We start from the raw sequence: 291 nt of genomic DNA on the forward strand, positions 1-291 counted from the left end.
TGATCAGGTTGATAGGTTCGAGGTGGAAGCATGGTGACATGTGGAGCTGACGAATACTAATAGATCGAGGACTTAACCATATAATATGAAGCTAATGTTATCTAGTTTTGAGAGAATATAAAAAACTTATTGACTTTAAATGTCGAATGAGTTATGATAATTCTTGTCTTAAATGAATATAGTCTGGTAATGATGGCAGAGAGGTCACACCCGTTCCCATACCGAACACGGAAGTTAAGCTCTCTAGCGCCGATGGTAGTTGGGACCTTGTCCCTGTGAGAGTAGGACGTT

The 291-nt window shown here is 40.2% G+C and carries 1 rRNA gene; it reads left to right on the plus strand.

Features of this window, described 5'->3' with window-relative positions:
• Positions 1–182: 182 nt before the first annotated feature.
• Positions 183–291: ribosomal RNA gene (rrf, locus tag MR066_RS27110) — 5S ribosomal RNA — on the plus strand; the annotation flags it as partial.

Source organism: Bacillus cereus group sp. BfR-BA-01523 (assembly GCF_022662615.1).
GTDB classification, from domain to species: Bacteria; Bacillota; Bacilli; order Bacillales; family Bacillaceae_G; genus Bacillus_A; species Bacillus_A mycoides.